General features: G+C 71.1%; 20 protein-coding genes and 1 tRNA gene. 8 read left to right on the top strand and 13 right to left on the bottom strand.

The features are described from left to right. Positions 1-235 precede the first annotated feature (235 nt). From ABZ795_RS16500 to ABZ795_RS16540, 9 genes are all read right to left on the bottom strand, one after another. Positions 236-2,086, bottom strand: coding sequence for an ABC transporter ATP-binding protein (locus ABZ795_RS16500; protein WP_357530951.1), 1,851 nt, complete (start codon positions 2,084-2,086; stop codon positions 236-238). Next, positions 2,083-4,101 (bottom strand): prolyl oligopeptidase family serine peptidase, encoded by a 2,019-nt coding sequence (locus ABZ795_RS16505; RefSeq protein WP_357530952.1) that lies wholly within the window; start codon positions 4,099-4,101, stop codon positions 2,083-2,085. The genes ABZ795_RS16500 and ABZ795_RS16505 overlap by 4 nt, the downstream gene beginning before the upstream one ends. 82 nt (positions 4,102-4,183) lie before the next feature. Further along, positions 4,184-4,987, bottom strand: coding sequence for a hypothetical protein (locus ABZ795_RS16510; RefSeq protein WP_357530953.1), 804 nt, complete (start codon positions 4,985-4,987; stop codon positions 4,184-4,186). Between the two features lies 1 nt (position 4,988). Next, on the bottom strand, positions 4,989-5,255 hold the full coding sequence (adfB, locus tag ABZ795_RS16515) for an actinodefensin-associated protein B (RefSeq protein WP_357530954.1): 267 nt from the start codon (positions 5,253-5,255) through the stop codon (positions 4,989-4,991). Next, on the bottom strand, positions 5,252-6,712 hold the full coding sequence (locus ABZ795_RS16520; RefSeq protein WP_357530955.1) for a hypothetical protein: 1,461 nt from the start codon (positions 6,710-6,712) through the stop codon (positions 5,252-5,254). Before ABZ795_RS16520 ends, adfB begins: the two co-directional genes overlap by 4 nt. A gap of 1 nt (position 6,713) precedes the next feature. Continuing rightward, complete coding sequence (locus tag ABZ795_RS16525; RefSeq protein WP_357530956.1) at positions 6,714-6,950, bottom strand: hypothetical protein; 237 nt, start codon at positions 6,948-6,950, stop codon at positions 6,714-6,716. Positions 6,951-7,591: 641 nt separating this feature from the next. Beyond that, a complete protein-coding gene (locus tag ABZ795_RS16530) occupies positions 7,592-8,563 on the bottom strand; it encodes a hypothetical protein (RefSeq protein WP_357530957.1) in 972 nt (323 codons plus the stop codon). A gap of 22 nt (positions 8,564-8,585) precedes the next feature. Then, on the bottom strand, positions 8,586-9,548 hold the full coding sequence (locus tag ABZ795_RS16535) for an ABC transporter ATP-binding protein (RefSeq protein WP_357530958.1): 963 nt from the start codon (positions 9,546-9,548) through the stop codon (positions 8,586-8,588). Continuing rightward, positions 9,545-9,937, bottom strand: a complete 393-nt coding sequence (locus ABZ795_RS16540) for a GntR family transcriptional regulator (RefSeq protein ID WP_357530959.1) — start codon at positions 9,935-9,937, stop codon at positions 9,545-9,547. Before ABZ795_RS16540 ends, ABZ795_RS16535 begins: the two co-directional genes overlap by 4 nt. A gap of 769 nt (positions 9,938-10,706) precedes the next feature. Between ABZ795_RS16540 and ABZ795_RS16545 the strand changes: the two genes are divergently transcribed. Both ABZ795_RS16545 and ABZ795_RS16550 read left to right on the top strand, forming a co-directional pair. Further along, positions 10,707-11,726 (top strand): AAA family ATPase, encoded by a 1,020-nt coding sequence (locus ABZ795_RS16545; RefSeq protein WP_357530960.1) that lies wholly within the window; start codon positions 10,707-10,709, stop codon positions 11,724-11,726. A 143-nt stretch (positions 11,727-11,869) separates the two neighbouring features. Beyond that, entirely contained in the window at positions 11,870-12,166 is a 297-nt protein-coding gene (locus ABZ795_RS16550) for a hypothetical protein (RefSeq protein WP_357530961.1), read from the top strand. Here ABZ795_RS16550 and ABZ795_RS16555 read toward each other — a convergent pair. After that, positions 12,148-12,231, bottom strand: a tRNA-Leu gene (locus tag ABZ795_RS16555). The genes ABZ795_RS16550 and ABZ795_RS16555 overlap by 19 nt on opposite strands. A gap of 214 nt (positions 12,232-12,445) precedes the next feature. On the opposite strand from ABZ795_RS16555, the gene ABZ795_RS16560 reads away from it, so the two are divergent. The 5 genes from ABZ795_RS16560 to ABZ795_RS16580 all read left to right on the top strand — a co-directional run bounded on the left by ABZ795_RS16560 (position 12,446) and on the right by ABZ795_RS16580 (position 22,219). After that, positions 12,446-14,866: a tetratricopeptide repeat protein gene (locus tag ABZ795_RS16560; RefSeq protein WP_357531018.1), complete on the top strand. Its 2,421-nt coding sequence runs from the start codon at positions 12,446-12,448 to the stop codon at positions 14,864-14,866. Positions 14,867-15,061: 195 nt separating this feature from the next. Beyond that, positions 15,062-17,674 (top strand): fibronectin type III domain-containing protein, encoded by a 2,613-nt coding sequence (locus ABZ795_RS16565; protein ID WP_357531019.1) that lies wholly within the window; start codon positions 15,062-15,064, stop codon positions 17,672-17,674. Positions 17,675-17,700: 26 nt separating this feature from the next. After that, on the top strand, positions 17,701-18,696 hold the full coding sequence (locus ABZ795_RS16570; RefSeq protein WP_357530962.1) for a MoxR family ATPase: 996 nt from the start codon (positions 17,701-17,703) through the stop codon (positions 18,694-18,696). Between the two features lie 14 nt (positions 18,697-18,710). Further along, positions 18,711-19,889 carry a DUF58 domain-containing protein gene (locus ABZ795_RS16575; protein ID WP_357530963.1) on the top strand — a complete coding sequence of 393 codons (1,179 nt, stop codon included), beginning with the start codon at positions 18,711-18,713 and terminating at the stop codon, positions 19,887-19,889. 41 nt (positions 19,890-19,930) lie between these two features. After that, positions 19,931-22,219, top strand: a complete 2,289-nt coding sequence (locus ABZ795_RS16580; RefSeq protein WP_357531020.1) for a transglutaminaseTgpA domain-containing protein — start codon at positions 19,931-19,933, stop codon at positions 22,217-22,219. Positions 22,220-22,246: 27 nt separating this feature from the next. Here the strand turns inward: ABZ795_RS16580 and ABZ795_RS16585 are convergent, their stop codons facing one another. Continuing rightward, positions 22,247-23,227 (bottom strand): LLM class F420-dependent oxidoreductase, encoded by a 981-nt coding sequence (locus tag ABZ795_RS16585; protein ID WP_357531021.1) that lies wholly within the window; start codon positions 23,225-23,227, stop codon positions 22,247-22,249. 132 nt (positions 23,228-23,359) lie between these two features. Between ABZ795_RS16585 and ABZ795_RS16590 the strand changes: the two genes are divergently transcribed. After that, entirely contained in the window at positions 23,360-24,271 is a 912-nt protein-coding gene (locus ABZ795_RS16590; RefSeq protein ID WP_357530964.1) for a DUF1028 domain-containing protein, read from the top strand. A gap of 38 nt (positions 24,272-24,309) precedes the next feature. On the opposite strand, the gene ABZ795_RS16595 is transcribed toward ABZ795_RS16590, so the two are convergent. Together ABZ795_RS16595 and ABZ795_RS16600 are read right to left on the bottom strand one after the other, a co-directional pair. Beyond that, the gene (locus ABZ795_RS16595) at positions 24,310-25,278 is read right to left on the bottom strand and encodes a hypothetical protein (RefSeq protein ID WP_357531022.1); all 969 of its coding nucleotides are present in this window, start codon (positions 25,276-25,278) and stop codon (positions 24,310-24,312) included. Between the two features lie 377 nt (positions 25,279-25,655). Beyond that, a complete protein-coding gene (locus tag ABZ795_RS16600; RefSeq protein WP_327025142.1) occupies positions 25,656-26,543 on the bottom strand; it encodes a phosphatase PAP2 family protein in 888 nt (295 codons plus the stop codon). Between the last annotated feature and the right edge of the window lie 88 nt (positions 26,544-26,631).

Consider the following 26,631-nt stretch of genomic DNA (forward strand, 5'->3'; position numbering starts at 1 on the left):
TACGGGCGCTGACCGCGCTACGGCTCGCACATGCCTGCCGTGCCACACAAGACCTGCGCGACGCCAGTCGGCATGTGGTCGCCTGGTGGGCCGACCTAGCCTCCTACGCCCTACTCTCCGCCGCGGCCGGTCGTGCCGGCCAGCCGGGCGGGCCGGCTCCCGGTGCGAGCGAAGCCAGGTCTCTGGTACACCTTCGTAGGTCTCGTACGGCGTGCCGCCATCGTGAGAGGTTCCGTCACACGTGCACGACAGGGTTGACTTTCGCGCCGTCGAGCTGGTATCCAGCGGCCTGTACCCGGAAGAGCCGCGCGTAGCTGCCGTTCTCGTCCATGAGCGTCTCGTGGGTGCCCTGCTCGATCACGCGCCCCTGGTCGAGGACATAGATGCGATCGGTGTTGCGTACACTGGAGAAGCGGTGAGAGATGAGCAGGACCGTACGCCCGGCGAATAGCTCGCGGATGCGCGCGAACAGGTCGGCCTCCGCCTGTGGGTCGAGCGAGGCCGTGGGCTCGTCCAGAATCACGAACGGTGAGTTTCGGTAAAATGCTCGGGCAAGCGCCAGCCGCTGCCACTGCCCGAGAGACAGGTCCACACCGCGACCGAATTCCTTGCTCAGCATGGTGGCGTACCCCTCAGGCAGTTTGGCCATGAAATCGGCCACTCCGGCCGCGCTGGCCGCCCGGCGGACCTGTTCCAGGTCCGCCGGTGTCTCCGGACGGCCGAAGGTGATGTTGTCCAAGGCTGGCAGCTTGTAACGGACAAAATCCTGGAAGACGACCGCACTGTCCGCACGCAGGGAAGTGAGGTCGGTGACGGCCGTGTCGTCGCGCATGACCTGCCCCAGGTCCGGCCGGTACAAACCGGCGAGGATCTTGGCCAGGGTGGTCTTGCCGGAGCCGTTGGTGCCAACCAGGGCGACGATCTCGCCAGCCCTCAGTTGCATCGAGACGCCGCTGAGCGCCGGCACAGCGGCACCGGGATAGGTGAACGAGATCTGGTCGGCAATCAGCGTCTCGAATCCCGTGCCGCCCGCGTCCCGCAGTGGGCGGACGGTCGGATCCGGCTGGTCCTCCCGCGCGAACTCTCGTAGGTCCCGAAGGTAAATGATGGCACCGGCGAGATTACTCAACATCGCCCCGACCATCTGGGTCCGCGTTGACAGCAGCCAGAGGCCAGTCAACGCAGCCAGCGCGGTGGCCAGGTCCAGAGCGCCCGTACGGACGGTCCACCAGACCACTACGATGACGAGGCCGATGAGCGCGTCTGCGGCAAGGCGGGCGACAACCTTGTTTTTCGTGTGCCGCCGGTACAGGTCCGTGGTCGCCTCGATCTCCATCTCGTACTCGCTGTGCCAACGGGCGGACAGCGGTCCGCCCAGGCCGAGGGACCGGATCTCCTTGGCCTCGTCCCGCCCGGTCAGCAGCCGCTCGAGGTATTCCCGCACCCTCCGACTCTCGGAGAGATCGCGGTGCAGGCCGTAGCCCGCGTTGCGTTCCCGGCCGGCAGCTCGCAGCACCGGCAGGCCGCTCAGCAGCGCCAGTGGCACCAGCCACCACGCCATCACGACGAAGGTGGCGGTTACCGTCAGCAGGGTCAGCAGGGCCTGCATGATGGTGACGAGCATGGTGATCACCATGCTCGGCTGGCTGCGCGACGCGAACACCGCGCGCTGCAACCGGTCGTGGAATGCCGCATTCTCGAAGTCGATGAGTTCCACCCGCGCGGCAGCATCGAGGACGAGTTCCACGACGAGACGATCCGCCCTGAGCACCAGGATGCGCTGCCGGGCGGTACTCAGGATGCGCATGATCCCTCCGGCGGTGCCCACGACGACGAGACCTGCGAGGGCGAACAGGACTGTCGAATTGCTGGCACCCGCACCGCCGGAGAACATCGAGGCGAGCGCACCGAGCGAGCCACGGAGCAACAACACGACGCCGGCGATGCCGGCGGACGCCAGGACCTGGGTGATGATGACGTAGATGACGCTCGCCCGATCAGCCCGCCAGGCCAGCCGGATCGCGAACCAGGCTTGATCGAGGATCTGCCGCGCGGTCAGTTCCCGCGTCTCCTCCTCGCGTGTCACCGGCTGCTGCCCTGGGGAGTGGGGAGATGCCGGCCCAGCCAGGCACGGTGTTCCTCGGTGAGGAGCACCAGGTTCTCCCGGTAGTGGAAGGTGTGCCCCTCCTTGGGGAGCAGCACCAGCCGGGCGGTGCCACCGGCGGCGACAATGCCCCGATAGAGGTCGACGGCCTGCTCTGGCGGGGTGGCCGGGTTGGCGTCGTCCGTGCCGTGCGCGATCAACACCGGCCGGCGGAGTCGGTCGGCGAAGAGCAGCGCGCTGAACTCCCGGTAGATGTCGGGTGCCTGCCAGTAGGAGCGGCGTTCGTGCTGGAAGCCACCCCAGGTGAGGGTCCGGTTGTAGCAGCCGCTGTGGACCACGGCGGCAGCCAGTTCGGGAATTTCGGCCAACGCATACAGCGTGAGGGTCGCGCCGAAGCTGTGCCCGCCCACCACGACGGGCACCTGTGCGTCAGCGGTGAGAACGGCCAGCGCCTGCCGGACGATGCCGACGATCTGACCGTGCAGCGAGGCGACGGTCGCATCCTCGGGCCACTCCAGTGCCAGGTCGAGCGTCGCGACCGGGTGACCGGCCCCGATGACCGTGGCGGGCGCCGAGGGCGGAGGTGCGGATTCCTCGCCCGACGCGGCCCGGAGCCAGAGGAAGACCGGCGCATCGTCGCGCTCCCCAACGGCCACCGGTATCCGTAATATGCCGGTCCCAGCCCTCGCTTCGATCCTGACCAGGGGACCATCCAGCCGTGGTTGCTCCCGCACCCGACTGGACGAAGCAGTGGGAAGTAGGGTTTCGCTGACGACGAGGTCACCGCCCTGCCTATGACAGCGCACCAGAGCACCGTCCCGATCAATCACCAACTGGTCGGTGTCGCCGTCGAGCACGCTCCACATACCTCTGGGCGGACCGACGACAATGCGCGACGCCTCCAGCCACGCGGCGGTGAAGTCCAAGCGGTCGAGGTCGACGACACCGAGACCGACCCGGTTCAGGGTGGCGAGCCCGAACGCGACCCGTCCGGGCCTGCTCGGGTCCCCTGCGGGTTCGTTACGGCCGATCCGGATCGGCCCCGCCGCGGCGGTAACGACCAGGTTTTCGTCGGGCATCGCGAGACGTACGGCACCGGTGACCTCTTCGACCAGGAGCGCGGGACCACCCCGGTGCCACAGCGGCAGCCACGACCCGGAGGCCTCCGGTGGCTGCCGGACGCAGGCAGCGGCGCCGCCGTCCACCTCCCGGAACCAGACCGTCGTCGCTCCGGCCGATCGATCGCGCCAGGCGATCACGTCGCTGTCGCCGTACGCCCACCGGCTCCCAGCCGGGGCGGCGATCCGGGACGGACGCGTCGGATCGACGATGCTTACCTGCCACGGCAACCGGTGGGAGTCGCAGCCCGGCGGTTCTCCTCCCAGATGGTCCAGCAGTATCAGCCGGCCCGAGGGTGATGCGACCAAGCGGCCGACGACGAGCGGCGGCGTCAGGGGCCTGAGGTTCCGGGTGTCGACGTCCAGAAGCGAGAGGTGCACCGACACCGCAGCGTGCAGCGCGTCGCCGCTCGGGGTGAAATTGATGAAGCCGGGACCGGTGGCTTCCAGAATCGTCGGTGCGGGAGGCCATTCCGAAGGTGGCTCTTCCTGCTCAGGCACTGTGAGCAGGGCCAACCCCGACCGCCCGATCCAGGCTAGGGGTACGACCTGTCGGCCGCCGTGCGCGGTCAGACTGGCCGCTGCCGATATGTCGCGGTAGTGGGTGATGATCCCGGATGCGTGATCGGCGACCCAGGGGTAGTGCCGTCTTCCCGCGACGGCCAGGCCGGCCACCAGCGGCCGGTGGGGGTGCCAGGCGAGTTCGGGTGCCGCCGCGTCCACGGGTAAGGCCCACGTGGGGTCGCCGACTCGTCCCAACCGGACCGCCAACGGCCGCCCACGGCCGCTCACCGGGCCGCGCCGCTCGCGGTCGAGCGTCAGGTCACCCCATGACACCGGAGAGGACGGGCAGTCGGCGAGTGATGGATGGGTCGGCATGGTCACCTCCGCCCACACCCGGCCGCCGGGCCCCGCTTCCACCCGCCGCCATTGCTCGGCGAATGACTGACCCGCCGACACATCAGCGAGCATCAGCAACCGCCGCCGGAACGCCGAGGACGATGGAGTCGACGAGGGCCTTCACCGGACCGATGCCATCGACCGGCCGGCAGACAGGGTCACCTGCCGCGTTCAACCCCACTGCACATGGCACACCCAACCCGGCCATCATGTCCGGCAGGTTGTCCTCACGGGTCAGCACCGTGCTGGACACCGCTTCGCGGCGCGCCGGCTCCATGGCCGCCAGCAGTTCCTTGAGCGAGCGGCAGGAAGGGCAGGTGTCACCGAGGTAGAGGTGCACCGCAGTGATCTGCTCGGTGCAGGCGGCTCCTTCCTCGGTCACTCCGGACCGGCGGCTGTCAGTCAGCCGGAGGACGCCGAAGGTAGCCAGCGCGGTGACCACCGCGACCGTGGCACGCAGGCCAGCATGGCCTTGGGGTGCGGCGAACGTCACTGCGGCAAGGGCGCAGACGGCCGCGAGAGCGTTCGCACCGACATGGGCCCGACTCACCGAGGCGAGCCGCGCGAGGCCGAAGCAGGCACACCGCTGCCCACGGAGCACATGAGCGACCGCGGCGAGACCAGCGTAGGTGATCATGACCAGCAAGGCGGCGGCTCGGCCGGGCGCGGCCACCGCCACGGCGACCACGGCGCATTCGGCAGCGCCCACCAGCCGTGGTCCGTGCGGTGCGCGCAGCGGTCCCCCACCGATGGGCCACTGCAGGGCCGCCGGAGCAGCCAGCAGCTTCGCCAGCCCAGCCACCACCAACGGGCCGGCCAGCGCAGCCGTCACGATCTCACTGAAGAGACCAGGCGTCAGCGACATGTCAGCTCCCTTCCTGCGATGTCGGCGCCACGAGCCACCCGTTGCGAAGCATGTTCCCGACGAGCCGGTTGACGTAGTCAGCCGGCACCTGCGGAGGCACCGTACCGGCGACCACCCGGTCGAGGAGGTACGCGTCGGGCTCGCCGAGCTCGATCAGGTCCAGGGTCACGGTGTCCAGGAGGACCGCACCGCCGAGGGGCAGATTGGTCAGGGTGACGTGTCGCGCGAGCACCGGCCGGAGTTCCGTCCGTACCTGTTCCGCTGTCATGTCCGTCCTCGCAGCCATCGATCCAACCAGAGCATCCGCAGCAGCGGGAGAGCGTGTTCAGCGAGATCGCGGCCGTCGCGGAGCGTCGCTTGGAGCGCTCGGGAATCAAACAGGCCGAGATCACTTAGCGAGCTCTCGCGGTCGAGCTGGGCGATGATTTTCCGCCGCTCACGTCGGAGGTGGTGGGCGGCCGCCAGCCGCAGCCAGTGGCCGGAAGCAGCCCGTCGTACGCCGACGATGCGGTGCCGGTCGACCAGTTGGTGGAGCGGTAGCTGGTTCTGGAAGACGCCGGACCGTATCCGCCCCACGTCCCGTGCGGGTATGGCGGCGACCGCCGCGATGACACCCGGGTCGAGGGCCGGGGCGACCATGCCTCCGTCGCCACGCTCTTCGAGCCCGGCGACAAGGCGTGCGAGGACCGGCGGCATCGCCTCCAGGTGCTCCTTCCACATCGCCATCGCGCCGCGGCGGTTCGACTCGAACGCCTCCCGCCCCTGCTCGGTCAGACCGGGCAGGTTGCTCACTCCGGTCGGCGAGGGTGCCGGCGGAACCTTCAGCTGCTGCTTGTCGACGAGGGGCACACCCGCACCATCCGGGGACGAGTAGACGACCTTTTTCTCCAACAACGTCCTGGCGGCCTTGAGCGACGGAAGGACGCCCGCGATGTGGAACGGTTCGCAGCCCAGCAGACGCCAGCCGCGGAGCCCGGTGTCGACCTGCGGCAGCTTGACGGACACGAGATCCTCGATGAGCATGCCGCCTACCAACGGCGCACCGATGTGCTGGGCCAGCCGCTCCGCCATCAGCCGCGGCACCTCGATGTCCGGCAGCGGCGGCGCGAGTTCGGACCCGGTCATCCGGTCGTGGTCGAGCAGTTCTGACAGATCGATCGACACGCGTTCGATCCGCAAATCCGGCACCACCGGTAGCGGCTTGGCGCTGCTCGCGGGGCCGAGGTCGGCATGGACCAGCACGGGACGGTGGCCGACCTGGAGCGCGCAGGCGGCCAGGAACGCGGAGGCGAGCCCGCCGCTGTACGCCACCGCGTAACCGGCCGGCTGGGCCTCCAGCATGTGGCCGACCGCCGTCGCCAGGCCAGGCGGAGCAGCGGGTACGGCGGGGTGGGTCGGGGTGACGACGATGCCGCGCGCGTCGAGTCGGACGGTGGTCCCGAGGGTCAACGTGCGCACCCCGGGCAGCGGCGTCCGGTCCGGGGCCGGTGCACCACCATGCACATAGGCCACAAGGGCGCCCGGATCCACTGGTGGCGACTCCGCCGGCGCGAAGGCAGCCAGGTCGGTCCCCCAGTCGAGGCGCCCGTAGTCGACGCGGTAGAAGACCGGACGGCTGGTGGGACGGACCCTACACAACTCGAACCACGAGGACGAATGGGTGAGCCGCACACCGAAACTGTCGTCCAACGCGGTCGCGTCGAAGCGGAGCCCCTCGGCGGTCACCTCAACGCTGTTCAACATGATCCACCCCCGCGCCGAAGCGGTATACCTCGATGTATTCCTCGCGTACGGGCAGGGAGGTGCTGACGACATCATCAGCGCACTGCACCCAGGCGTAGAAGCCGGCCGGCGCCACGGCGGGCACCGCTTCCCGGCCCAGGTGGAACGTGACGGGAAGCCCGACGCGGCTGAGCGCGCACGTCAGAAACAGGGCATCCTCGACCGGATCGAGGAAACCCATCGTAAGCCTCTGCACTATGCGCAACCGAGCGACGGTGGTACCGGCGTCGCCGTCCCAACGGCGACGCGGCGGGGCCACCGGGGGTAAGCCGGACAGGTCATAGGTCCCGTCCTGGCTCTTGGAGTTCCTTAGGAAAGTCCGAGCACCAAGGCCGGCTCGGAGAAGCGACAATGGTCCAATCACGCATTTTCCCGGGTTGTCAAATTGTTTCGGCGAACGGTTCCGCCGGATGTCGCCCGCCATTCTTTGGTACGACATCCGGCGGCACCGCGTTTGGTGGTTCGAGCCTCCGCAGCCTTACGGCTTCAGGATCCACTCGCAGGAGTACCACTCGCAGTTGGTGATGTAATCGGGGTGGTTGCAGCAGTCGGAGTCCCAGATGCAACGCTGGCCGTTGCCGCTGCAGGCTTCAGCGACGACCGTGGGCTCGGCGAACATGTGCTGCTGGAGGCCGTTGCTGGACAGGCGAGCAGCAAGCGAGGTTACCGGCATGTGTGGGCCTTTCTGTCAGGACATTGACGCGATCCACTTTGCATGATGGATGCCCAAACACTATGAAACGACGACTCACGTCTCGCAATGGTTTGTTCGTGTCCCGGACAGTCCGGGACACATTACTTACGCGGGGCCAGTCGGCGAGGTCAGGATCGGCTTCGCCGCCTTGTGAATATCACCGTCAGCGCTGCGAACACGCTGGCGGCCCCGAGGAGAATCCCCGCCTGGGCGAACTGGAATTGCCAGAAGCGCTCGGCGGGGTGGTAGAAGACCGCGTACTGGTAGCCGCGCTGCGCCATGCACTCGGCCTTCACCTGCTGGGCGCGTTCGGGCGTGGACACGTCCGCTCCGGGCGGTACCGGGCACATCGTCTCGGCTGGCGTGCTGACCTCCTGACCAGCGGTGTCAACCCAGGATTCGCCCACCAGCAGGGCTTTCTGACGAAGCAGTTCGTCCGTGCCGCTTGCCACCGCACGTACCGGTTCCGCGTAAGACTCCTGGGCGAGGACCAGCACGGGTATGGTCACCGCGATGACCGCGACGGTGACGGCCATCGCCGGGAGCGTCCGTCGCAGCACCGCGCTGGCCGCTGTTCCCACCAGGAATGCGAAGACCCACCAGGCGGTGGGTGCGACGCCGGTCGCGTTGAAGGTGCCGGGGCTGGCGAACGAGGTCGGCACCACCTCTTCGAAGATTGGCAGCCACAGACTGGTCATCGCCGAGAGCACCAGACCACCCAGGGCGACGGCGGCGACCAGCGCCGTCAGCTTCACCGAGAGCCACCGGCGGATCGGGACGGACTGCGTCCAGGCCAACCGCTGCGTGCCTCGTTCATACTCCCGTGCGATGAGCGGGGCACCCCAGAAGGCGCCGATCAGCGCCGGGCCCACCAGCGGAAGGTAGCCGAAACCCTGGTAGACCAACTGGTAGCGCTCGGACAGCGCCAGGTTCACCTCCCGGCATCCGATGCCAGGACCGGGACAGCCGCTGGGCGCACCCTGCAGGACCTGCGTGCTCGCTTCGAGCCCGGAGGCCAGGAGCACCACACCCAACAGGAGCAGCAGCGCGGCGGTCGCCAGGAACTGCGCCCGATACTGCCTCCAGGTAAGCCAGAGCACGATTCTTCCCTTCAGCTGGTAATTAGTTGAGCACGGTGAGCGTGGGGGGGAGCAGAGCCGCCGCATCCGGGTCGCGCAAGTAGGCCAGGACGATGTCCTCCATACCGACGCTGCGAGTCGTCCAGCGGGGATCGACGATGGCGCTCGTGCCACGCACGAGCAGGCTGACCTGACGTCCCGCGCTGCTGCGGGCGACGACCTGGTGCTGGGAGGCGATGGCGTCGGCGCTGTCTGCCAGCCCGGTGATCAGGCTGTGGGTAGAGACGAGCTCGTCGATGTCGGCACTCACCTGGACCCGACCCCGGTTGAGCACGACCAGCCAGTCGCAGGTGCCTTCGAGGTCGGACACGACGTGCGAGGAGAACAAAACCGTCATCTGTGTCTCGGCCACCGCCGCCATCAACGCCCGTGTCACGTCGTGCCGGGCCAAAGGGTCGAGGTCGGCCAGCGGCTCATCGAGAACCAGCAGGTCGGGTCGCTTGGCCACGGCGACCGTCAGCGCGACCTGGGTTCGCTGACCGCCCGAGAGACTCCCGACCTTGCGGTTCAACGGAATGTCCAGCTCGACCAGACGACGCTGCGCCAGGTCGTCGTCCCAGCGCGGATTGAGCCGCCTACCGAAGCGCAGCATCTCGGACACCGTGAAGTCCGCGTACAGAGGCTTGTCCTGTGCAAGGAAGGCGACACGCTGCAACGCTGCATCGCCGCCCACCGGCTCACCGAAGACGCGCACCTGACCTTGAGTGGGTGCCAGCAGGCCGACTGCGAGCTGGAGCAGCGTCGTCTTGCCGGCACCGTTCGGCCCCACCAGGGCGATCACGCGACCGGCCGGCAGAGACAACGAGCAATCCCGCAAGGCCCAGTTGCCCCGGTAGCGCTTACCCAGACCACTGGCGCTGAACGCCGGCGTCGCTCCGGTGGGCTGAGCCGCCGATGCGGCATCGGCACTGGCCCTCTCCGGATGTGGCGTCTCACTGACGTTCATGCGATGTCCTTCCGAAAGGCGTCGTTCACCACCGAGGCGAAGAGCGCCTCGAGGTCCTCCTGATCCAGCCCACTGCGCAGACCGGCGCGAACCCACTGATCCAGCTGGCGGCGCAGCTGCGCCTGCCCCGCCGGGTTGACCTCGCCGAGCGACCTCCGGACGAAAGTGCCGAGGCCGGGCCTGGCCTCGACCAGCCCTTCGCGCTCCAGCTCCCGGTATCCCTTGAGCACAGTGTTGGGATTGACGCCGAGCTTCATGACAACCTCTCGCGCCGTAGGCAGCTGATCTCCCGGGCGCAGCACCCCGAGCCGTAGCGCATGCTTCACCTGCTGCACGAGCTGCAGATAAGTGGCGACTCCGGAGCGGCGGTCCAGATGAAACTCGATCACCGCCTGCATCCTTCCACTAGTTGACTAGGTAAATGACACACCCATGCCTACTGCGGTGTCAACCCTGGGGGTGGGGTGCTGATGCGGAGCAAGGTCGAGTCGAAGCTGGCACAAGCCTGTGACATGGCATTGGCTTGCCGGCAAGAACCTGCGACTCGCCTGCCGAGGTCCCGCTATCGACGAGAGTCGGGTTCGCCGATCACTTTTCACCCTCTGTGTTCGAGTCGGAACCGTCTGATTGACACAAGCCTGACATGGAGGACAGGATGAACAAGACGTGAATGACGATCGGGGGATCTCGAATGGCAGGTCGATGCTGCGGTCCGCATCGGTGTCGCAACGAGTGGACGGTCCGACCAGCGCACGAGCGTGCAGGGACCCGAGCGGTGCAATCCGGTGACTCGACCTGCGTCTACGCATGAGTCCAGGCAGCAGAAGCGGCCCAGATCCAATCCAAGCGCGGTCGCCACGGGAATTCATGCTTCTCCTGCGGCAGCTCAAGGAGTACGCGGGTTTGACCTTCCGGGACATCGAGGTGATCGCCTCCAGCAAGGGCCACCCTCTCGCTCGAAGCACTGCAGCCGCCGCGCTCGCCCGAGGGGGGCTGCCTCGGCCTGAGGTGGTGAGCGCTTTCGTCGAGGCGTGCGGGACCGACCCCACCCAGTGGCTACGAGCACGCAACCGGATAGCGATGCGCCGATCGGTCGATGATCCGGGCCTGGGATCACCCGCGCCGCACGCGTACCCCCCTCAGCAGCTTCCGCCTCTGGTGCATCAGCTAATCGAGCGGGCCGAGCTGCCCGACATGTCGAAGGCGATCACCACACCACACGACGGGCCACGGACCATCGTGATCAGCGGGGCACCGGGGACTGGCAAGTCCACGCTGGCGGTGCAGGTGGCACACCGGTGCAGTAATCACTTCCCGGACGGTCAGCTCTACCTGAACCTCCTGGGCACCGCACCCGAGCGGCCGCCGCTGACCTCGACGGAGGCCGCCGAAGCCCTCCTCGAGATGCTGGGCGCGCGACCGGGGCAGATGGTCACACCGGAGCGCGCTGCCACGTTCGTCCGCGACATATTGTCCGACCGGCAACTGCTCATCATCCTGGACGACGCCGCTTCGGTCGGGCAGGTTCGCCCGCTACTCCCGCTCGGCTCCAGGACGACCGTGGTGCTCACGTCGCGGACCAGACTCGCCTCGCTGCCCGGCACCCACCTGGTCACCCTCGGCAGTCTCTCGACCCAGGCTGCCGTCGCCCTGCTACGCACCATGTTGACCGATGGACGTATCGAGCGGGACGCTCCGGCGGTCGCTCGGCTCATCCACCTCTGCGGGCACCTCGCACTACCCCTGCGCATCGCCGCCGCGCGGCTCGCCGCCCGCCCCGGCTGGTCGGTCAGCGACATGGTCGACCGTCTCGGCGACGAAGACCGCCGGCTGGACGAACTCCGGGTCGAGGGTCTCGACCTCCGGGCGATCCTCGGGGTCAGCCTGCGGGCGTTGCGGGACGTAGACGACGAGCAGCAGTCGGTCCGCAGGACGTTTCATGCCCTGGGTCAGCTGCCGACCAGCCACATCGACCTCTCCGCAGTCACTGGCCTGCTCGGCCAACCCCGCACGGTGGCCGAAGCAGCGATCGAGCAGCTGGTGGACCTCAATCTGGTGGAGAGCCCGACAGCGGGAAGTTACCACCTGAACCCGCTGATCAAACTTTTTGCCCTGCAACAGTCAATGCCGAGCAGGGGCGCAACGGACGGTCGACATGAGGTCGCGCCCGTACGCTGATCTCCAGCAGACGACCACAGAACAAAGCCACAGGGGCCGCACTGTTGACTCAATCTCTCGCGACACCATAAATTGACGCAGCGCGCGGGATTGAAAGACTGGAGCAGCGACACTCCGGATCACCCGAAGTGCGGTCTAAGTAGGTGGTCACCGATTGGATCGCGCAGACCCAGGCAGAACGCGCCCGCGCGGAAGCAGACCTTCGCATGATCGCGGGCACCACTCCGCAGCGGATGAGCCGAGCAGAAATAGTGGCCCTGGTAACCGCGCTCGACGACATCACCACCGTGCTCCGCGACGCCGACCCCACCGACAAGGCCGAGGTCTACCGGCAACTCGGCCTCCGGCTCGCCTACCAGCCGGAAACGCAAACGGTGTGCGCTGCAGTCGATCTCAGCGCACACCGTGGGGCTATGGTTTGTGTCCGAGGGGGGACTTGAACCCCCACGCCCTATACGGGCACTAGCACCTCAAGCTAGCGCGTCTGCCATTCCGCCACCCGGACTTGCTTCGTTCAGCCTACTCTGCCGCCCTCGGTGGTCCACCATCCGAGGGCGGCCCAGTGGGCCGCACGGGGAGTTACTGTACACGCCCCAGATGGATCATGCACATCGGCGTCCGCCGCCCGCCGGTGCGCGAGCAGCCGGGGTTGTGGCAGCGCGTAGGAGGTACCCGGGTCGGGTAGCGGCATGGCGGCGGTACCCGGCAGCATGGGCCACGTGCCCCATGCCTCTCCCCTGGCCATCACCCAGCAGCGTGCCTTAGCACTGCGCGGGGCGGGCAACCTCGCCGCGGCCCGTGACCTGCTCACCGACGCCTTCGAGTCTGCTCGACCGCCGTTCGGCAAGGATCATCCGGACGTCCTCAGCACCGCGCACCTGCTGGCTCGACTGCACCGGGAGGCGGACGACCCCAGCGCCGCCCGTCGGGTGTTGGAGGAGGCGTTCGCGGCCGGTGAGCGGCGATGGCCGACCTCGGACCCGCTGATGCTGGCCTTGTCGTACGAGTTGGGGTCCGTCGCGGCCGAGTTGGGTAACCGTCATGAGGCCCGACGCAACTTCCTGCGCGTCGCTACCGCCGGCCCCGCCGTGCTCGGTGTGGATCATCCTGCGGTACGCGCGTCCCGCGAGTATCTCGGCGATGCCGCTCCCGCCCTTCCGCCGGCGGTTCCCCCTGCCGCCCTTCCGCCGGCGGTTCCCCCTGCCGGTCAGCCGACGGCGGTCGGCCCGGCGCCGCATGACGCGCTCGCCGAGCCGACGATGTCCCTGGCCGTCCTGTCGACCGCCTGGCAGCCGCACGACGCGGCCACCGCCACCGCCCCGCTACGCCCGGTGACTCCCGATGCCCCGGCCGTGCCTCCCGGGCCCCCCGTGCCCCCGGTGCCCGCTGTGTCGCCTTCCGCGCCGACGGTCCCGCCGGCACCGTCGCCCTCCCCGAGTGTCGTGCCGCCGGTCACCAGCGCACCGCCTTTCACCGAACCACCAATCGGCACCACCGCCTCGTCAGTCACGAACGCACCCACCGTCAGCAGCGCGCCACCGGCTTCGGTGCGACCGGCACCGGCCGGGCCGCCCGTACCGGTGGTGCCGCCGATGCCCGCCCCCAGGGCCGGCGTCCACGATGAGCCCACCCGGCCTTTCCCGCCTGTCCCGGCGCTGCCCGAGGTGGGTGCGCCGGCGGAGGGTTCAGCTGCGACGGGGTCCCGCACGGCACCGTCGCCGGGGGCGGTGGAAGGCACGGACGTAGTCGGCAGGACGACGACACCACTGCCTGTCGACCCGGCGCAGCAGGGAGTCGACCGACCGGCCGCGCCGCAGTGGGCAACTCCCACGATCGCGGTCCAGCAGATCGGGCCGCTGCTGGCCGAGGAGGCGGCCCGGCGCAGCCCCGGTGAGCAGGCCAGGACACCGGGCGCCCAGGCCGCCTCACCCACCAGCGGGCCGTCGAGCGCCGCGTCGCCCACCACCGCGACACCGAGCAGCGCACCACCGAGCAGCGGGCAACCCAGCAGCGGCCCCCCGAACACGCCTGCACCGAACAACGCAGCGCCCATCAGCGGACCACCGGTCAGTGCGCCGCCCACCGCACCAACCGTCGATCTGTCCCGGCCGCAGTCTCCGAGGCACCAGATACCCGAGTTCGGCGGGGCAGGCGGACCGGCAGCCGGCGGCCCACCGGCGCACGAGTTGACCGCCGCCCTGCCCCAGCCGGGACCGACCAGCGGCCCTCCGGGCCGGGTGCCGCTCCCGTTCGGAACGGCCGGCACGCAGCCGGACCAGCAGGACAGAATCACCCCAGCCGGTCCCGCGCCGATCAGCGGACCGCCGTACGGTCCGACCGATGGGGCGCGACACGGCCACCCGATCAGCAGCCCACCCGGGTCGCCCCTGGCCGACGGCCCGCAGCAGTACCCGGGTAGCGCCTACCCGCCGGAGCCCACGCCCTCTGCCTACCCCCAGCACCCACCGGCACAGCAGACCTACCCGACACCCCCACAGCAGCACACGTACCCGCCGCCGGGGCAGCAGGCGTACCCCCCAGCATCACCGGCTGTCCCCGGGCAGCCCGGGGCCTATCCGACGCCGGTGCACCCGCCGACGGCGCAGGCCTATCCCCCGCCCGTCTCCGGTGGGCCGGCCTACTCCGCGGGATGGGGGCAGCAACCGGCACAACCGGTCGCTCAGCCGTACCCGGGGGAGCCGGCGCGCGGGCGTGGTCGGGTGGCCGTGGTGGTGGCGGTGATCGCGGTGGTGGTGGCGCTGGCGGCGGTGATCGGGGTCGGGTTGCTGCTCCTCGACCGGTGGTCCGGCGAGGCCCCGACGACACCGGCCTCGTCGGGGCAGCCGCAGGGCGGTGCGCCGCCCACCCAACTCGTGTTGCGCGACGACACCACCACGATCACGTTGACCTGGACCGACCCGGCGGACGGGCTGGTGCCCTTCATGGTGGCCGGGGGGCGCTCCGGCCAGCCCCTGGGGGTGATGGCCACCGTCAGCCCCGGGGAGACCAGGTACACCGTGAACGGATTGAACTCCCGGGTGGACTACTGCTTCACCGTGCTGGCCGTCTACGGAACGGACCAGTTCGCCACCTCCGGCCAGGTGTGTACGAGTCGCAAGGGCGCCGGTCCGGCCGACTGACCGGGGCACCGTCGTGGTCCGACAGTGCAGCCAGGACACGCCGACGACACGCCACCCTGGGTGTCCGGCAACGGACAATGCGGGTACCCGCCGTTCGTAGCGTGACCATATGATGGCTCCCGGCTCAGGGGAGGGGTCGCCGTACGGGGGGCGCCACCTGCCAGGACGACACGGGAGGCGCCAGCTGTGGCGATCATGGACGAGGTCGATCCGATCCGCGCGACCCGATCCCGATCCCGACTGCGGGGTGGACTGGTCACCGTGGCCACGGTGTTGGCCCTCCTGGCGGCGATGGGCCTCACCGTGCTCGGGCTGGGTTCGGCGGACAATGCGGTGGCCAGTTACGACGCCAGTTCCTGGTTGTGGAGTGCGACGCGCAGCGAACTGGCCCGGGTCAACGGGGTGACCGCCCGGGTGGACACCCGGATGGAGGTGCCGGCCGCGCGGCGGCACCCGATGCAGGTGGTGCAGACGGATCGGATGCTGGTGCTGCGTGACCTGCACACCGGTCAGATCAGCGCCCTGGACCTGGCCACCTTGCAGATCACCGCGACCACCCCCACCACCCCGGGCCTCGGGGTCAGTGTGGCCCTGCACGAGGATGCCGCGTTCGTGGTGGACGCGGTGCAGGGTGTGGTGCGGCAGTTGGATCCCCGGTCCCTGGCCCCGGTGGGTGAGCCGGTGCGGTATCCGCCGGGTATCACCGGTGGCACCTTCGACGGCAAGGGTCGGTTGTGGATCGCGGTGCCGGCCGAGGGCACGGTGTCGGCGATCACGGCCGCCAAGCTGTCCTCCTCGCCGGCAGCGGATGCGTCGGTCTCCCCCAGCAACGTCGAGACCCATGACGTGGCCGAGCCCAGTCACGAGTTGATGGTCTCCACCCTGGATGACGGGGTGGCGGTGCTGGATCGTACGGCCGGGAGTCTGGTCACGGTGGTCCGTGGGGAGACCCGGCGTACCCCCTTGGGTGAGCAGTTGGCCCGGCCGGGCACCTTGCCGATGCGGACCAGCGGGCCGGTGGTGCCGGTGACCGTGCCCGGTCAACGGCAGGTGCACGCGGTCACCGAGGGCGAGGTGCGGTCGTTCACGGTGCCGGGTGAGGGTGACCGGCTGGGTGCGGCGGTGGCCTGGGCGGGTCGCATCTACTGTGCCGACGAGGCGACCGGGGTGGTGTACGCCTTCGACGCCACCGGTCAGGTGGTGGAGACCATCCGGGGGCGTTGGGGTGGGCCGCTGGAGCTGGAGGTGCGGGAGAACCACCTGTTCATCAACGCCCCGAACGCGGCGACCGCCCGGGTGGTCAACGACCGGCACGAGGTGCGTGAGGTCGACAAGTACGCCAATGACGTGCTCGGTGGTGACCCGCCGGAGGAGGCACCACCGCCCCCGCCTCCCCCGCCGAAGAAGCCCCAGGTCAGCAAGCCGGGGGCGCCGCGCAGCGTGACCGCCTCGGCCGGTGACGCGCAGGCGCGGGTGAGTTGGCGTCCGGCGGCGTCCAACGGTGCGGAGATCACCCGTTATGTGGTGGAGGGTGCCGGGCAGCGTCTGGAGGTGGGTGCCAACCAGCGGTCGGTGCAGGTCAAGGAGCTGACCAACGGGGAGACGTACACCTTCTCGGTGCATGCGGTGAACGCGAAGGGTGCGGGTCCGTCCCGTAAGAGCAACCCGGTGACCCCGACGGCGGAGGTGCCGGACCCGCCGACGAGCGTCTCCGCGCAGGCCCGCCCGGACGGCACCGTGGTGGTGACCTGGCCGGAGGCGAACGGGCAGGGCAACAAGATCGCCCGGTACGCGGTGACGGCCACCTCGGCGGGTGCGAACGCCCCGGCCGGGGAGTCCGAGGGCACCGAGTTGGTGATCGAGGCCGGTGAGTTGGAGTACGGCACCCAGTACGCCTTCACGGTGGTGGCGGTCAACGACAAGGGTGCGGCCTCGGAGTCCTCGCCGGTCAGCGACACCGTGGTGCCCTTCACGGTCCCCGGGGAGCCGGTGGAGTTGACCGCGAGCACGGTGGCGGACCGTCCGGGCACGGTGGCGGTGCAGTGGGCACCGGCGGAGGCCAACGGCCGACCGATCACCGGGTACCTGGTGGAGGTGGGCGACAAGCGCAGCGAGGTCACGGACACCCGTACGCGGGTGGAGGGCCTGGGCGACGGGCAGAATGTGACCGTCCGGGTCCGGGCGGTCAACGAGGCCGGTGAGGGTCCCCAGGCGACGACGACGGCGCGGACGGTGGCGCCGCCCCGGGTGACCGTGACCGGCTCCTCGGCGACCGCCACCTCGGCGACGGTGGCCTTCACGGTGGATGCCGGTGGTGGGCAGGCGGCCTGCACCCTGACCCGGTCCGGTGAGCCGGCCGTCAGCGGTCCGTGTTCGCGGATCACCATGGAGGGGCTGACCCCGGGTACCGGTTACACCTTCACGGTGACGGCCACCAACGCCGCCGGGTCGGGTACGGCCACCCGGGCGCAGCAGACCGACGCTCTCTACGGCATCGCCACCTGTGTCAACGGCAGTGAGCCGGAGCAGCGCACCTACTGTGACCGGGACCGCGACGGCCGCAACGGCAACGAGATCTTCTCGGTGCCCCGGCAGGACAACGACCGGCAGGTCGGCTGGGCCAGACCAGGGACCCGACTGAAGGCGCTGTGTCGGGTCCGCGGCGAGGAGGTGTACGCGTTCGTCTACAACGACGACAAGCGCAGCACCTGGTGGGTGCGGGTCGAGTACAGCGGACGCAACTACATCCCGTGGGTCTGGTTGAACCTGGAGGGCGGCGACAAGATCAACGTTCTGCCCACCTGCTGATCCGCCCTCAGGCAAGGAGCACCGCCGTGAACAGCCAGGAACCCCTCAACCAGCAGGAGGTGCAGGGCTTCGCCGCCCTGGCCGCCCGGCTGGCCGAGACCGTCAACGCAGTGGTGCTCGGTAAGCCGCAGGTGGTCCGGCTGGCGTTGACGGCGCTGTTCGCCCAGGGGCATGTGCTGCTGGAGGACGTGCCCGGGGTGGGTAAGACGACCCTGGCCCGGGCCATCGCGGCCACCGTGAAGGGGCAGTGGCGGCGTATCCAGTTCACCCCCGACCTGCTGCCCTCGGATGTGTCCGGGGTGACCATCTTCAACCAGGCCACCCGGGGCTTCGAGTTCCATGCCGGCCCGGTGTTCGCCAACATCGTCATCGCCGACGAGATCAACCGGGCCTCCCCGAAGACCCAGTCGGCGCTGCTGGAGGTGATGGAGGAGCGGACGGTCACCGTGGACGGGGTACGCCATCCGGTGCCGCAGCCGTTCCTGGTGGTGGCGACCCAGAACCCGGTGGAGATGGACGGCACCTACCGGCTGCCGGAGGCGCAGCTGGACCGGTTCCTGGTCAAGCTCTCCGTCGGCTACCCCGACGAGGCCGTCGAGGTGGAGGTGCTGCGCGGGGCCACGGTCCGCTCCCCCGAGGCCCTGGCCCCCGTTACCGACACGGAGACGGTCGGGGAGATGGTCCGGATGGCCCGGCGGGTGCACATCGCCGAGCCCCTTTACACGTACGCGGTGCGGCTGGCCGCGGCCACCCGTACCCATCCGCAGGTGCGGGTCGGGGTCAGTCCCCGTGGGGTGATCGCCCTGACCCGGGCGGCGTGTGCGTACGCCCTGATCGACGGCCGGGGTTGGATCATGCCGGAGGATCTGAAGGCCCTGGCCGAGCCGGTCTTCGCCCACCGGCTGCTGCTCACTCCGGACGCCCAGGTTCGGGGGGTGACCGCCGGGGAGGTGCTGCGCCAGGCCATCGCGTCCGTGCCGGTGCCGCTGCCGTCGGGGCAGCCGGCCTCGGCGTATCCCTGATCGGCGGGGAGGGCGTGGGGATCACCGCCCGGGGCCTCGGTCTGCTCGTCGCCGGGGTGCTGCTGCTCGGGGCCGGGTTCCGTTTCGGGTATCCGGAGTTGACCGTGCTGGGGGCGGCGGCCGGGGTAGCCGTGGCGATCGCGGTGTTGACGGCCGCGTGGCGGCCCCGGTTGCAGGTGCGGCGGCAGGCGGATCCGGACCGGGTGGCGCGGGGTGAGCCGGCGACGATGACCTTGACCCTGCGCAACACCGGTCGGCTGGGTGCGGCGAGTCTGCTGGCCGTCGACCGCTGCGGCGACCAGGTGGTGCCGGTGCCGGTGCTGCGGCTGCGCCCGGGTGCGGACACCACGGTCCGGTACGAGGTGCCGACCGCCCGCCGGGGGGTGGTGCCGGTGGGCCCGCTGCGGGTGACCCGCCGTGATCCCCTGGGTCTGGTCGTGCTGGCCCGCAGCTACGGCGACAGTGTGCCGGTGTGGGTGCACCCCCGCATCCACCCGTTGCGGGCGGTGCCCACCGGTGCCGGCCGCAGCCTGGACGGGCAGGTCGACGCGGTACCGCACGGCTCGATCACCTTCGACTCGTTGCGGGAGTACGTCGTCGGCGACGAACTGCGGCGGGTGCACTGGCGTACCAGTGCCCGGGTCGGTGAGCTGATGGTGCGGGAGAACGTGGACACCAGTCTGCCCCGGATCGTGGTGCTGCTGGACAACCGGACGGCCGCGCATCCGCAGCGGGTACGCGGGACGGCCGAGTCCTTCGAGTCTGCCTGTGAGGCCGCCGCCTCGGTGGTCACCGCGGCGGTCCGGGAGGACCTGCCGGTGGTGCTGCTGTTCGTCGCGGCTGACCTTTCCAAGGTGGGCACCGGGCAGGAGAGCCCGGCGGTCCAGGGGGGACCGACCGGGCCGCTGGACCGGTTGGCGGCGGTCTCGCTGACCGGGGAGGGCACCCTGGAGGCCGCGGTGGCCCGGCTGCGCCGGGAGCGGCTCGGCGACACCCTCGTGGTGCTCACCGGGCCGGGTGGGCGTGAGGACCTGGGACACGTCGGGGCCCTGCGTGGGGCGTACCCCTCGGTGGTGGTCGGGGTTTTCGGGGCGGCGGACCCGACCCCGGCGGGTACGGGCGGCCTGCTCGTGGTGGACGCGGTCGACGGGGCGGCCTTCGCGGCCGAGTGGGACGGGGTGCGCCGGTGGTGAGGCTGCTGCGGGCCCTGGCGGTGCCGACCGCGTTGGTCGGGATGGTGGTCCTGGCCGGGGTGACCCTGGACCGGGTGTACGCGGGCTCCCTGCTGACCCTCCTGGTGGCCGGGGCGGCCCTCGGCTCGGTGCTGGTCTCGGTGGCCGCGCGGCGACTGCCCTCCTGGCTGGTCGCCCCGGTGTCCGTGCTGGTGATGGCCGGTTGGACGGGGTGGTGTCTGCACCTGGCCGCTGACCGGGCCGGGTTGCCGGGCGGCTTCGCCGAGGTGGCCCGGGAAGCCGCCGCGAACGGCATTCCCCGGCTGCTGACCGCGATGATCCCGGTGGAACCGGTCCCGGACACCGTCCTGGTGCCGGTGGTGGGCGCCTGGCTGGCCGGGCTGGCCGGCGCGGAGGTGGCGTTGCGCGCCGGCCGGGTGCTGCTGGGTTACCTGCCGCCGGTGCTGCTGCACGTCGGGGCGGTGTACGTGGTCGGGCCGAACGCCGAGCCGGCGATCGGCCCGACCGTGGCCCTGGTGGTGGTGGCCGGGCTCGGACTGGCCGCCTCGACGCGACGTGAGGGTGACCCGGTCGACGGCCCGGCGCCGACGATGCCGTCCGGGGTGCGGGCCCGGTTGGCGGTGACCTCGGCCGCCGGTACGGCGGTGGTGGTCGCGGCGGCCACCCTGCTGGGCCCGGCGGTGGCCGCCCTGGTGGAGGTGCGGCCGGTGGACCCCCGCCGCTACGTGGAGCCGCCGCAGGTCCAGACCCTGGACGAGAACCCGCTGATCCGGATCTCCGGGTGGGCCCTCAACCCCGACCAGCAGCTGTTCCAGGTGAAGACCGCCGGTGCCGGCGGGGGGACCCGGATCCGGCTGGCCGTGCTGAGTGACTACGACGGGGTGACCTGGCGGGTCGGGGCCACCTACCGCAACGCCGGCCGGATCCTGCCCACCGTGCCGCCGGCACCACACGCCACCGTGGAGACCCTCCGGCAGGAGATCACCATCGGTGAGCTCAGTGGACAGTTGCTGCCGGCGGTGCCCACTCCCCGCGAGGTCAGCGGCGCCCGGGTGGCGTACGACCCGGGCACCGGCACCCTGATCCGTCCCGACGGGCTCAGCCCGGGGCTGCGCTACACGGTGACCTCGGCCCGGGAACGCCCGGATGCGAACCTGCTGGCCACCGCGAACACCCCGGCCGGGGACGAGGTGGCCCGGGTGCTCCAGGTGCCGGAGGGGGCGCCCGACCAGTTGCGCCGGCTGGCCACCCAGTTGGCCCAGGACAACGGCGCCCCGTACGCCCGGGCGATGGCGATCGAGCAGTGGCTGGCGGAGCACTACCGGCTGGTCGCCGACGCCCCCAGTGGCCACGCGTACCCGAATCTGGCGTTCTTCCTGTTCGGTCCGCGCAACGGCGGCGGGCAGCGGGGTACCTCGGAACAGTTCGCGGCGTCCTTCGCGGTGCTGGGCCGGTTGGCCGGGTTGCCGACCCGGGTGGTGGTCGGGTTCGCCGCCCCGGGTGACGGGCCGGTACGGGCGGGCGACGCCTACGCCTGGCCGGAGGTGCTTTTCGAGGGGGTGGGCTGGGTGCCCTTCGACCCCCTGCCCCGCCCGGAGGACGAGCCCCGGCCGGTGGAGGAGGACTTCCGCCCGCAGCCGGAGAAGCCGCCGCCCTCGGAGCAGCCGGAACCGACCGTAGAGCCGAGCACCGCACCCTCACCCCAGGCCGCCCCCGAGGAGGGCGAGGGCCAAGCGGGGGTGTCCACCCCGGTGCTGGTCGCCGCTGTAGCCGGAGGGGTCCTGCTGCTGGTCGTGGTGGCGCTGGCCGTCCTGGCCGGGATGCGCCGCGCCCTGACCCGCAACCGGCTGCACCGGGGCCCGGCCGACCTGCGGGTCGCCGGGGCCTGGCGGGAGCTGACGTACGCCCTGCGGCTGGCCGGGCATCCGGTCCCCGCCGACCTGTCCGCCACCGAGGTGGCCGAGGCCGCCCGCCGCGCCCTCTCCGACGCAGCACCGCCGACCGAAGCGGCCCGGGCCGGGACTCAACTGGAGGCGAAGATGGGGCGGGTCGGGACTCAACTGGAGGCCGAGGTGGGTCGGGCCGCGACTCATCCCGAGGGTGCGGCGGGTCGGGTCGGATCTCAGTCGGAGGCCGCCCACCGGGCGGTGGAGGAGTTGGCTCGCCTGGTCAACCAGGTCGGGTTCGCCCCCGGTCAGGTGACCGAGGCGCAGGCCGAGGCCGCCGCCGAGGCGGCCAGGGTATGCACCCGGGCGCTGCGCGCGGACCGGCCCCGGTGGCGGCGGTTGCTCTGGTCGGTGCACCCGGGGCCGCTGCGCTGGCGAGACTGAGCGGTGATCAGCGCCGCCGGGTGGGGCTCAGGTCGACTCCCCGGTGTCCGGGCCGAGCCGGGCGATCATGGTCGTCCGGGCCGCCACCCCGCCGGCAGCCAGTTCGGGGGTGGGCAGCAGGGCCATCACGGGGACGTCCACCCCGGCCTCGGCGTAGCGGCGGACCTGGGCCCGGCACTGCTCGGGTGAGCCGTGCACGATCAGCGCGTCGACCACCTCGTCCGGGATGGCCGCCAGGGCCCCCCGCCGGTCACCGGCCGCCCAGGCCTGCCACATCGGCGCCAGCGCCTCATGGCGGCCCAGCCAGCGGTGGAATTCCGCGTACGCGGGCACGGTCAGATAGCTGGTGATCATGCGGCGGCCCAGGGTGCGGGCGTACCCGGTGTCCTCGGTGGGACAGACGAAGATGCGGGCCACCACCTCGAACTGCGGGCGGCGCTCGCCCAGTTCGGCCATCGCCCGGGGGACGTCGGTGGCGGCCAGCCAGTTGAGGATCACCCCGTCGGCCTCGGCGGCGGCCAGCCGCAGCATGCCCGGCCGCAGCGCGCCCAGCAGCACCGGCGGGGGCACGGCCGGGGGTCGTTGCAGGCTGAACCGCCGCACCGCGAAGGTGTCGAAGGCCCCGTCGACGGCCTCTCCCCGCAGCGCCGCCCGCAGGAACCGCAACACGTCCCGGGTACGCCGGAACGGATCGGTGAACTCGATCGCGTTCCAGTCGGACACCAGCACCGGCGAGGAGGCCCCGATGCCCAGGGCGAACCGACCGGGTGCCACGTCGGCCAGGGCCGCGGCGCTCATCGCCAGCAGGCCGGGCCCACGGGTGAACACCGGCGCGATCGCGGTGCCCAGCCGGAGCTGCGGCGCCCAGGCGGCGGCCAACGCCAGTGGGGTGAAGGCGTCGGCCCCGTTGACCTCGGAGGACCACACCTCGGTGAAACCCGCCTCGGCCAGGGCCGCGTACACCGTCGCGTGGTCGGCCAGCCCCACCCCGTCCAGGGGCACCGTCATCGCCCATCGTGTCGTCATCGATCGATCCTGCCCGGCGGGCGGCCTCCCTAGCAAGATCTTGGTGCCCTACCGGTCCACCGGGCGGCTGCGCCGACCCTGGGGCAGGGCTCTGACCAGCGCTAATCTTGCCGCGTGACCTTCTCGCTCGTCGCCCGCTCCACCGACGGCCACCTGCATGGTGTGGCCGTGGCGAGCCGCTTCCTGGCTGCCGGCGCTCTGGTCCCGGCGGCCGAGGCCGACCTCGGCGCGATCGCCACCCAGGCGCATGTGAACCTGGCCTACCGGCCGCAGGGGCTGGCCCTGCTGCGGACCGGGGTGACGGCGGCCGGTGTGGTGGCCGCTCTGGTGGCCGCCGACCCGGAACGCGATCATCGCCAGGTGGGTGTGGTGGCCGCCACCGGCCCCGGTGCCACCTACACCGGGGAGCACTGCCGGGACTGGGCGGGCGGCCAGGCGGGCGACGGCTGGGCCGCCCAGGGCAACATCCTCACCGGCCCCGAGGTGATCGACGCCCTGCGGGACACCTGGCTGGCCCGTACCGACCTGCCCTTCGCGCAGCGCCTGCTCGCCGCGCTACGCGCCGGACAGCAGGCCGGGGGTGACCGCCGGGGCCAGCAGAGCGCCGGGTTGGTCGTGGTCCGACGCGGCGGGGGGTACGCCGGCACCGGCGATCTCATGATCGACCTGCGGGTCGACGACCACCCCGATCCGATCACCGAACTCGACCGGCTGCTGGCCGTGCACACCCTCATGTTCAGCCGTCCCGACCCGGCCACCCTGCTCGACCTGACCGGGGCGGTGGCCGTCGAGGTGGCCGGGCTGCTCACCGCGCTCGGCTACCCGGCCGACCCAACCGACCCGGAGGACGCGCTGGTGGCCTGGGCCGGACTGGAGAACCTGGAGGAGCGGCTGGCCCCCGGCCGCATCGATCCGGTGGTGCTGGCCCAACTGCGCGCCGCCCTCCCCCACGTACCCGCACCCCGAAGTGCGGCGTCAGCGGATGGTGACGTCGCCGCCCAGTCGGGCAGCGAGCCGGCACGGTAACCCGCCCGCTTCGACGCAGCCGACATCCTCGGCGCGGATCAGCGGCCGAAGGCCAGCAGCGGCAGGCCGACCCGGGCGAGGGCCGCCTGCTCGGCCAGGCTGCACGGAGTGCGCCCGGTCAGCTTGGCGATCAGGGTCAGCCGGTCCCAGCCCAGCTCCGCCGGCAGGGACCGGCCCCCAGTGAGCAGATCGGCGATGACCCGGCTGGCGGGCGTGGTCAGCCACGGCGGCCGATCCAGCGCCGCGGCCAGGTCCAGCCCGTGCACCCCGACCTCCACCACCCGGGTACGCAGGAACTCCGTCACCGTCATCGCATCGTCGTGTCGGGTGCGCACCACCCGTTCCGGTGGGTACGCCTCGACGGCCGCGAAGGCAGCGCGCCATGCCCGGTCGAAGTCCGCGCCCACCCCGACCCCTCGACGCGTGCCGCCCGAGTCGAAGCTCTCCTCGCCACCCTCGACCCGCCCGTCTCCCGCCCGAACCGCTCCCCCCGGTGCGCCCTCGACCCGAGCCGCCTCGACACGAGCCGCCTCGACCCGAGCCGCCTCGACACGAGCCGCCTCGACCCGAGCCGCCTCGACCGGAGCAGCCTCGGCGCGGGCCGACGCGGCACCAGCGACCTCAATGCGACCGGCCTCGGCATGAGCAGCGCCACGAGCAGCTTCGATGCGATCGGACTCGGCACCAGCGGCCGCGGCACGAGCAGACTCGGCACCAGCGGCCTCGATGCGGGCCGACTCGATGCGGGCGGCGTCGACCTCGAGGGTGAACTTGGCCGCGCCGAAGTAGCCGGCGGCGTCGATCAGGGCACCGGTCGGCGCCGGTGCGGCCAGCATGTCGGTCAGCCGGCCCGCACCGGTGCGGACATGTGCCAGCAGTTCGGCCACCGTCCACGGCACGCAACCGGTCGGCCGGGCCAGGTTCTTCCGATCGAGGGTGGCCAGCACCTCACCCAGCCGCAGGCACTCCTCACGGAAAGCCGCCCGAACAAGGTCGGCGTCCCCCACACCCTCCCCCACCTCGACCCACCACCCCTCCCCCAACCTTGCCTCCCCACCCCCGGCCGGGACGGCCCCGCCTCGTCGCCGACCGTTCATGATCGCGCTCGATCCAGGATCGAGTGGCCTCGTCTTCAAACTTGACCACTCGATCCTGCATCGAGCGCGATCTTGCGGGCGGGGAGGGCGGGGCGGGCGGGGCGGGGCGCGGTGGTGGTGGGGCACGGCGAGGGCGGAAGCGGCGGTGGTGGTGGGGCGGGTCGAGGTGGGGCGGGTCGAGGTGGGGCGGGTCGAGGTGGTCGGTGCGCGTGGCCGGGACCGGGTGGGGGTTGCCGTTCGGCGGGATCCGCGCCGTCAGGGGTCGCGCAGGTGGAGGCCGGCAGCGGTCAGCCCTTGTGGCGGGGGACGATGCGGTGCACGGCGGCGATGGCCAGCGCCATGACCACCCCCATCGTTCCGGCGATGCCGGCGGCGCTGCCGGCGTACCCGACGAACAGGGGTTGGCGGGACAGGTCGGCCGCCGCGGTGGGGCGCAGGCTGGTCAGCCAGAACAGCGCCAGCGCGCAGGCCAGGATCAGCAGCAGCCCACCGATGCCGAGCAGCAGGGCCACTCCCCGGTGCGCGTCGGCGGAGGACACCTGCGCCTGTTCCCGCTGGGTGATCAGCAGCAGGATGCCCGCCAGGGCCGCCCACACGCCGACGACGAGGTACGCGGCCACCGCGTCACTGGGCCGGTGCCAGCCCGCCGAGAGGGTCGCCACCCCGGCCACCGCCGAGTAGGCGGCACCTACCACGGCGGCGAAGGCCCGGACCTTGGGCGGCAGTACGAGCACCAACGCCACCGCCACGGAGGCGGCTACCGTGGTGTGCCCGCTGGGCAGGCTGTTGCCGACGCCGGCCCGTTCCGGGTCGATGCCGTAGTCGGGTCGGACCAGGCCGTACTTCAGCACCTGGGTGGTGACGTTGGCTCCGACGATCAGCAGGGTGGCCGCGACCGCCAGGGCGACCCGGCCTCGGATCAGGGCGATGAACCCGATCATCACCGTGGCCGCCAGCAGCGACACCACGGACATCGCGTTGAGGATCCGGTTGACCGGTTCTTCGATGTGGTCGCGGCCGATCCGGTTGCCGGTCAGCGCGACCGTGTCGACCCACTGCCCGAGTTCGCTGTAGAGGGCGAATCGCCACACCACGATGAAGACCGCCGTCTGGACCAGAGCCAACCCGACCAGCCAGACCGCAGTCCCACCCCTGGGCGTCACGCGCACCCGCACAACTTAGCGACCCTGTCCGAGCCGCCCACCAGTGGCCCGCCGACCGGATCGGCAGCGCCGCCCAGGGGCGGCTGAGCAGGGGCTACGG

The sequence above is a fragment of the Micromonospora sp. NPDC047134 genome (genome assembly GCF_040643455.1).
Taxonomy (GTDB): Bacteria; Actinomycetota; Actinomycetes; order Mycobacteriales; family Micromonosporaceae; genus Micromonospora.

Excerpts from the sequence above, each read along its gene's own strand:
- ABZ795_RS16565 (WP_357531019.1), top strand. The coding sequence starts at position 15,062 with ATGGACGAGGTCGATCCGATCCGCGCGACCCGATCCCGATCCCGACTG.
- ABZ795_RS16535 (WP_357530958.1), bottom strand. The coding sequence starts at position 9,548 with ATGAACGTCAGTGAGACGCCACATCCGGAGAGGGCCAGTGCCGATGCC.
- adfB (WP_357530954.1), bottom strand. The coding sequence starts at position 5,255 with ATGACAGCGGAACAGGTACGGACGGAACTCCGGCCGGTGCTCGCGCGA.
- ABZ795_RS16580 (WP_357531020.1), top strand. The coding sequence starts at position 19,931 with ATGGTGGTCCTGGCCGGGGTGACCCTGGACCGGGTGTACGCGGGCTCC.
- ABZ795_RS16505 (WP_357530952.1), bottom strand. The coding sequence starts at position 4,101 with ATGCCGACCCATCCATCACTCGCCGACTGCCCGTCCTCTCCGGTGTCA.
- ABZ795_RS16525 (WP_357530956.1), bottom strand. The coding sequence starts at position 6,950 with ATGGGTTTCCTCGATCCGGTCGAGGATGCCCTGTTTCTGACGTGCGCG.
- ABZ795_RS16585 (WP_357531021.1), bottom strand. The coding sequence starts at position 23,227 with ATGACGGTGCCCCTGGACGGGGTGGGGCTGGCCGACCACGCGACGGTG.
- ABZ795_RS16510 (WP_357530953.1), bottom strand. The coding sequence starts at position 4,987 with ATGTCGCTGACGCCTGGTCTCTTCAGTGAGATCGTGACGGCTGCGCTG.